The organism is Brevibacillus parabrevis, assembly GCF_003710905.1.
Lineage (GTDB): Bacteria > Bacillota > Bacilli > Brevibacillales > Brevibacillaceae > Brevibacillus > Brevibacillus parabrevis.
Map to the genome: position 1 here is coordinate 344,644 of NZ_RHHV01000008.1, position 7,312 is coordinate 351,955.

The following is a 7,312-nucleotide window of genomic DNA, read 5'->3' on the forward strand; positions in this document are numbered from 1 at the left end:
AGCAAAAAGCCTCCTTCGCGCTGCAACAGCCGAAGAGGCTTTTTGTTTTGACGTCGCCCTCGATCAGTTTGTGTAAAAACGGGATTGATACGGTGTGATCGCAGCGATGACGGCTTCGCAAAAAACATCGGAGCGGTTGAGGCGGTCGTTGGTCAAAAGCGCGTAAGCTCCGCCGCGATGGTTGCTTCCGCTCGTTTGGCCCCACTCGTCCATAATCACGCTCAGTTCCGTCTTTTCTGCCACAATGCGCTCAATCGCCTGTTTGGGCATGGGAAAAGCCAGACCTTTGCCCAAAAACAGCTGCTTTCCGTCCCAGGCTGCGCACACCGAGATCAAATACCATTGTCCGGTAAACGCTTCGTCATACATCAGGCCGCCTTCCAGACCAAGCCCGATTTGCGCCTCCGGAGCAAGGGCGAGAGCCGCTTTTGCCCGATTGATGGCTCCGGTAATCGTTTCTTGTTCGCTCATGGGCTGGGCAGGCACTCCCGAAGGAACGGAGAGACAAATCGGGTCGATGCCCGTGGCTTTTTGTACGGCCAGCCGCTTTGCTTCGTTTTTCGTGCCGAGCACATAGCGTAATGTTTCGTTGTTCATTGGATCAAATGTCACCTCGACAGTTAGCGGTTGCTCTTGATTACTGGTAGTATACCACTTCCCCCAAACGGAAGTTGTTGTGTTAAGATAAGTCCATATATAAAGAGAGTCAGAAATTACAGAGAAAACGGGGAGTGGCAGATGAAATTTACCAAATTGCATGGCTTGGGCAACGACTATGTGTACGTCAACTGTTTCGAGGAAACGTTGGCGGGAGTGGATCTTCCCGAACTGGCAAGACGGGTAAGCGATCGCAACTTCGGCATTGGCGGAGACGGCCTGATTTTGATTCTTCCGTCAGAGCGCGCTGATTTTCGCATGCGCGTATTCAACAACGACGGAAGCGAGGCAAAAAACTGCGGCAACGGCCTGCGCTGTGTGAGCAAATACGTGTACGATCACGGCTTGACTGCGCAAACCACGTTTACGGTAGAAACATGGGGCGGGATGATGAAGCCGGTTGTCTCTGTCGGGGCTGACGGCAAAGTGGAGCAAGTTACGATTGATATGGGAGAGCCGCGTTTTGAACGCTCGGCGATTCCGATGACAGGCATACCGGAAGAGCAGGCGCACGAAGAGGTGCTGGAAGTGGACGGGGCTGTGTTTACGATGACGGCTGTATCCATGGGCAATCCGCACGCGATTATTTTCATGGACGAAGTGCGCGACGAAGATGTGCGCACGTACGGACCGAAGATCGAGTTCCACGAATGGTTCCCGGAACGCACCAACGTTGAATTTATCCAAATATTGAATCGGGAAGAGATCTTGTTCCGCGTCTGGGAGCGGGGATCTGGCGTGACCCTCGCGTGCGGAACCGGAGCTTGTGCAGCGGCCGTCGCAGCGGCGCTCGCTGGCAAGGTCGACAGAGCGGTTACCGTGCATTTGGCAGGAGGAGACCTGTTTATCGATTGGCGGGAAGAAGACAATCGCGTCTACATGACAGGGCCAGCCACAGAAGTGTTCCAAGGTGTGTACAGCGGGCCTATTCCTTATAAATAAGCAAACAGGAAAAAGCCGTTCCAGTCATGACGATGGAACGGCTTTTCGCCTGTCAGTTGCCTATTTTCCTGCCGCAATCCGAATCGCGGCTTGGTGGTCGGGGTCAATCAGGTTGTCTTTGTGGCGCAGGCTGCCAGGGAAGTGAATATCAAAATGCCCGTCAAATGCATTGTCCGTTATATACTCGATGCTGTGTGGCATGGAGGACATGGAGGCGGCTAGACGTCGGCCATCGACTTCCACGATGACAGGCCGGATGCTCCAGGAAAAATTGCCGCCCCAAATGCTTTTGATGGTAGCACTGTCCGCTGAAGTCAACGGTTCCGTGTCAGAATGGGAAGCGCCGATCGTGCGTTTGACCATGAAGCTTTTGCCCGTAGCAAAATCGGTCACTTTTGCAGTCGCGTTGATCGGGAACAAATACTGGGCCGCTTCAAACCAGTCCAGATACTCACCGTACTTGGCTCCTGCTGTCTCGGTTTTTGGAATGTGGTGCACAGGAACAGTTACGATTTGACCGATCTGCAAGTAATCGGATTCGCTCAGCTTGTTGGCTTGCAAAAACTCGGTAAACGGGATGCCGTGGGCAATCGAAATCGTCCAAGGCGTATCTCCTTTGGCAACCTGATAGCGAGTGTTCTCTACCCAAGGCTTGTCCGGCTCAGGCTTGGGGGCGGGCGCAGGCGCAGGTGTCTCGGCGACTGGCTCTTGCTTGGGGATCAGCAGCTTTTGCCCGATGAGAATTTCCGTCGTTTGCAGTTTGTTTGTATTCACAATAGTTTGAATGCTTACGCCGTGGTTGTAGGCGATTTTCCACAGGACGTCGCCTGCTTTGACCGTATAAACGGTGGAACGCGGGGGTATGTACAGCGTTTGTCCGACCATGATCATGTCCGATTGCAACTGGTTAGCCAGTTTGAGCTGTTCGACCGTGATCTGGTTTTTGTACGCGATATTGCCGAGTGTGTCTCCAGGGACGACCTGAATCGTTTGGGCAAAGGCGGATGTAGCAGGGAGCAAGCCAGCAACCAGAGTAGCTTGCAGGGCGAGACGTTTCCAGCGCGTTGTTTTGAACATGAAAGCCTCCTCGATGCCGTAGCGTGGTGTGGTGGTTCATCTTGATTGTACGCAGTGGGAACCGTTGCTTTCATCAGGTAAATCTACCCTCGATTGGTCGCCTCTCCCAGCAGAGGTGAAAACTCCTCCTTTTCCAAATGAAAAATTAACCGAAAATTGTGCTTATAGACATAAAAATAGCGTGGAAGCGGCCAAATCGTCTTGCCCGCACCCACGCTATCGCAAATAAAATAAGCGAAAAGTCACCCGTTGTACACCTCATTTAGATATGCGACATCATTTTGGTCGTATTGAGGGGTACTTTTGTTCATTTTGGCCAGTTCAGCCTGCAATCTTTTCAGTTCTGCTTCCATCTTGTTGATTTTTTCTTGCATTGCTTGTGTTGTCATCGCTGCTCTCTCCTTGTTCCCGTGTAGGTATCTTTTTTTCTAAATTTATTGACAATTCTAACGAAAGGCTATCGCATTGTAAATAGCTTAAATTTGGATGTAAGCGCTTTAGTTGTGAAAAGAATGTGAACGCTTGCTCAGGCTTGGCTAAAAACGACTGGTTGCCTGCAAAAAGCAGGGGAAAATAATCAGGAAGTACACTCGGGTAGTATGTTCCACATGGACAGTCGTGTTATGATGAAGGGTAGACTTAGGGCAGCTCGCCCTCAGGAAGGTGTGGACTGGTGATTTACTTAGACAACAGTGCGACAACCCGGCCTCATCCAGGGGTCATTGAGACAGTAAAACGGGCGATGGAAAACTATTATGGAAATCCGTCCTCTTTGCATCAAAAAGGGGTGGAAGCCGAAAACGTACTCAAGCAGGCGCGGAAGGTTGCTGCACAGTACCTGGGCTGCAAAGAAGGGGAAATCATTTTTACCTCCGGAGGCACAGAAAGCAATAATACGGCAATCAAGGGCATTGCCTTTCAATATCAGAACAGAGGGAAGCATATTGTTACCACACAAGTCGAGCATCCGGCTGTCTACGATGTGTGCAAGCAGCTGGAGGGGATCGGGTTTGCCGTGACCTATCTGCCTGTGGATCGCGAAGGGCGCGTGTCTGTCGAGGATGTAAAGCGTGCGCTCCGTCCGGACACGATTCTCGTGTCTGTCATGCATGTGAACAATGAACTGGGGACGATTCAGCCCGTGGAAGAAATCGGACAGTGGCTAAAGCAGTATCCGAAGGTTTTGTTCCATGTGGATGCCGTCCAGGGGATCGGCAAAGTGCCGCTGTCTCTGCACGACTCCGGCATCGATCTGTTGAGTGTGTCCGCCCACAAGTTCTATGGCCCGCGGGGAGTGGGCATCCTGTATAAACGCGAAGGATTGATTATCCACCCGTTGATGATGGGCGGCGGACAAGAAGCTGGGGTGCGCTCGGGAACGGAAAACCTTCCGGCGATCGCTGGCATGGCCAAAGCCATTCGGGTTTTGGAGGAGCTGGGCAAGGACGAAGCCGGGAGACTGCAAAGCCTGAACCAACGGCTGCGCGAAGGCATTGAGCGAATTGCAGGCTGTATCGTTAACACGCCGCAGCAAGGGGCAGCTCCGCACATTATGAACTTGTCCGTACCGGGAGTAAAAGCGGAAGTGTTGCTGCACGCTTTGGAAGAGAGAGGCTTTCTCGTCTCGACCAAGTCAGCCTGCTCGTCTAAAGCGAATGAGCCAAGCAGGGTGTTGACGGCTGTCGGGATTGAACGGGATTGTGCCCTGTCATCTTTGCGCATCAGCCTGGGCAGGGAAAATACGCGTGAGGAGATCGAGCAGTTCCTGACCGCGCTGGAAGCGTGCGTAGAAACCTTGCGCTCGTTTATCAAGCCGCAAACGGTCCCGGATCGCAGAAAATAAGAGAAGAGAACCAATTCAAAGGAGATTATCATGAACTACGATGTTATTTTGATTCGCTACGGCGAGCTTGCTCTTAAAGGCAAAAACCGCGACCAGTTTGAAGAAGCGCTGGTCAGAAGTGTGAAAAGCGTGCTGCGCTCCTTTTTCAAAGTAAAGGTGAGACGCAACTACGGGCGCATGTATGTCGAGCTGCATGGCGAGGATGCGTATGCGGTCATGGAACGGTTGAAGCGCGTTTTCGGCATCTCTTCCTTTAGTCCGACCGTTCAGGTGGACCCGGATATCGAGACGATCAAGGAAAAAGCGCTGGAAATGGTCCGTCAATTGCAGCCGGAACCGCGCACGTTCCGCGTGGTCACTCGTCGTGCGGACAAGCGCTACCCGATTCCTTCCATGGAAGTGAACCGAATCGTCGGTACCCACATTTTGCGGGCGCTGCCTGCGATCAAGGTAGATGTGCACGAGCCTGAAACGATCGTCAATGTGGAAATTCGCGCAGAAGGTACGTATTTAAGCTGCGAAACGATTCCGGGGCCAGGCGGCTTGCCAGTAGGCGTGAGTGGAAAAGTGCTGCTGCTTTTGTCGGGGGGAATCGACAGCCCTGTAGCTGGCTGGATGATGCTGAAGCGCGGAGTTACGCTGGAAGCGATCCACTTCCACAGCTATCCGTTCACCAGCGAGCGCGCTTTGCAAAAGGTGCGTGACTTGGCCCAAAAACTGACCAAGTGGGGCGGAACCGTCAAGCTGCACGTTGTTCCTTTTACCGAGATTCAAACTGCGATCCGCGAAAAGTGTCCGGAAGATTATTTGATCACGATCATGCGCCGCTTCATGATGCGCATTTCCGAGCGTGTGGCGGAAAACACGAAAGCAAAGGCTCTGGCGACAGGCGAAAGTCTCGGACAGGTAGCTTCGCAAACATTGGAGAGCATGGACACGATCAACAAGGTGATTTCCATTCCCATGCTTCGTCCGCTCATCGGGATGGACAAGGTCGACATTACCGATCTCTCGCGTAAAATCGATACGTATGAGCTGTCCATTTTGCCGTATGAAGACTGCTGCACGGTGTTTACCCCGAAAAATCCGGTAACCAGACCGAAACCGTATCTGGCTGCCAAATTTGAAGAAGTGCTGGATGTGGACGCTCTTGTAGAAAAGGCAGTAGCAGGCACTGTCATCGAAGAAATCACAACCAAGCCGAAAGAAACGACGACGGATTTGTTTTAGCCGATAGAGAAAAATGCGTGACGGGGGAGAAGAGTCATGATTATCCGCTATGAGCGAAACGGCAAAGTCAAGCATGGGTGGATGGTAGCAGAAGATCAGAAGGTCCGGGTGATCGAAGGGGATATTTATAAAATCCAAACAGCCAAACCGATCATGACGGGACTGGAGCTGCCGCTGGACGAAATCAGCCTGAAAGCGCCGTGCGATCCGAGCAAAGTGGTGTGCATCGGCTTGAATTATCGCGACCACGCGGCAGAGATGGGGATTGATCTGCCAAAAGAGCCGTTGATGTTCCTGAAGCCTTCGTCTGCTGTCGTGGGTCCGGGCGAGCCGATTGTTTATCCGAAGCTGACCGAAAATCTGCATTATGAAGGCGAACTGGCCATTGTCATCAAAAAGGAAGCAAAAAAGGTGAAGGCTGCCGATGCGGATGAGTACATTCTCGGTTTTACGTGCGCCATTGATGTGACTGCCCGCGATTTGCAATGGAGCGACGGGCAATGGACGCGCGCCAAAGGCTTTGATACGTTTTGCCCGCTCGGACCTGCGATTGCCGCCAAGCTTGATTATTCAAACTTGCGGATCGTAACCCGGGTGAACGGCGAAGTGCGCCAGGATGCCAGCACAGAGCAGCTGATTTTTACCATCCCCCAACTGGTGGAGGCGGTATCGGCTGTCATGACTCTTCGTCCGGGAGATGTTATTTTGACCGGAACCCCTTCTGGAGTAGGCGAATTGAAAGTCGGAGACGAAATCTCGGTTACTATTGAAGGAATTGGAACGTTGACAACGCATGTCGTTGGCGAGGAATAAGATTGCCTGCTGAAAAGGTGAAGCCCCTCTTTCTTTTATGGAAAAGAGGGGCTTGTTTATTTGCTTTGTGATAGGGGGGCGTCCATGTCGTTTGGCTGGAGCGAGGGCGTTTATTCTTTTTCGTTCGGATCGTCGTGGATGGGATGAGCCGATGGGTCCTGACGAGGCAAATCTTGATGCATCTCTCTTGTTTCATAAGTAAAGCGGGTGGTCGTCGAATGCTGTCCAGGTTCCCAGCCAGTTGCTTTTCCGAGGCGCGCTTCATTGGTGGAAGCACCGTACGGGCCTTCCGGAAATTCCTCCTGGAGAATTTCGTTGCGCTGTGATTCGACCGTGGATAATTCATTGTAGTGCTCGTGGGTGTGTTCTACACTTGTTGGTTTCGGAGTCATTTTCGCACCACCTTTTGTCATTGCGTTCTGTGTGAAGACAGCTATGCGGGGGCGTCAGCCGTTACACGTATAGTGTGAAATAAAAAGGAATGTACTATTCGATTTTTAGTTGACGGCTCGTTTGTTTTTATGTATATTTAAATTCTGCTATTGAGAAGTCAATTCGATTGAAAAAACGCTTTAAAAAAAGTGAAAGAAACGGTTGACTTTGTAAAGGCTAATTTGTTATATTAGATCTTGTCGCTACTGAGTGAAGAGAAATGGTGAAAAAAACCTCTTGCATCACGATGGGCGATGTGGTAAGATGGAAAAGTCGCCTTTGGGCGGCGAGCGAAACAAATGTTCTTTGAAAACTGAA

General features: G+C 51.6%; 8 protein-coding genes. 4 read left to right on the plus strand and 4 right to left on the minus strand.

Annotated features, from left to right (window positions below; genetic code table 11):
• Window positions 1-63: 63 nt before the first annotated feature.
• Window positions 64-597, minus strand: a complete 534-nt coding sequence (locus EDM60_RS11190; protein ID WP_122964053.1) for a DUF84 family protein — start codon at window positions 595-597, stop codon at window positions 64-66.
• Window positions 598-738: 141 nt separating this feature from the next.
• Between EDM60_RS11190 and dapF the strand changes: the two genes are divergently transcribed.
• A complete protein-coding gene (dapF, locus tag EDM60_RS11195) occupies window positions 739-1,599 on the plus strand; it encodes a diaminopimelate epimerase (RefSeq protein WP_122964054.1) in 861 nt (286 codons plus the stop codon).
• Window positions 1,600-1,659: 60 nt separating this feature from the next.
• On the opposite strand, the gene EDM60_RS11200 is transcribed toward dapF, so the two are convergent.
• Together EDM60_RS11200 and EDM60_RS28555 are read right to left on the minus strand one after the other, a co-directional pair.
• A complete protein-coding gene (locus tag EDM60_RS11200) occupies window positions 1,660-2,676 on the minus strand; it encodes a LysM peptidoglycan-binding domain-containing protein (protein ID WP_122964055.1) in 1,017 nt (338 codons plus the stop codon).
• A 242-nt stretch (window positions 2,677-2,918) separates the two neighbouring features.
• A complete protein-coding gene (locus EDM60_RS28555; protein ID WP_167470278.1) occupies window positions 2,919-3,065 on the minus strand; it encodes a hypothetical protein in 147 nt (48 codons plus the stop codon).
• 284 nt (window positions 3,066-3,349) lie between these two features.
• On the opposite strand from EDM60_RS28555, the gene EDM60_RS11205 reads away from it, so the two are divergent.
• Genes EDM60_RS11205 through EDM60_RS11215 form a run of 3 tightly spaced genes read left to right on the plus strand, consistent with a single transcriptional unit; the run spans window position 3,350 to window position 6,562 of the window.
• Window positions 3,350-4,519 (plus strand): cysteine desulfurase family protein, encoded by a 1,170-nt coding sequence (locus EDM60_RS11205; RefSeq protein ID WP_122964056.1) that lies wholly within the window; start codon window positions 3,350-3,352, stop codon window positions 4,517-4,519.
• A gap of 30 nt (window positions 4,520-4,549) precedes the next feature.
• Window positions 4,550-5,749, plus strand: a complete 1,200-nt coding sequence (gene thiI / locus EDM60_RS11210; RefSeq protein WP_122964057.1) for a tRNA uracil 4-sulfurtransferase ThiI — start codon at window positions 4,550-4,552, stop codon at window positions 5,747-5,749.
• A 36-nt stretch (window positions 5,750-5,785) separates the two neighbouring features.
• Window positions 5,786-6,562: a fumarylacetoacetate hydrolase family protein gene (locus EDM60_RS11215; RefSeq protein WP_122964058.1), complete on the plus strand. Its 777-nt coding sequence runs from the start codon at window positions 5,786-5,788 to the stop codon at window positions 6,560-6,562.
• Between the two features lie 110 nt (window positions 6,563-6,672).
• Here the strand turns inward: EDM60_RS11215 and EDM60_RS11220 are convergent, their stop codons facing one another.
• Window positions 6,673-6,954, minus strand: a complete 282-nt coding sequence (locus EDM60_RS11220) for a hypothetical protein (RefSeq protein ID WP_122964059.1) — start codon at window positions 6,952-6,954, stop codon at window positions 6,673-6,675.
• Between the last annotated feature and the right edge of the window lie 358 nt (window positions 6,955-7,312).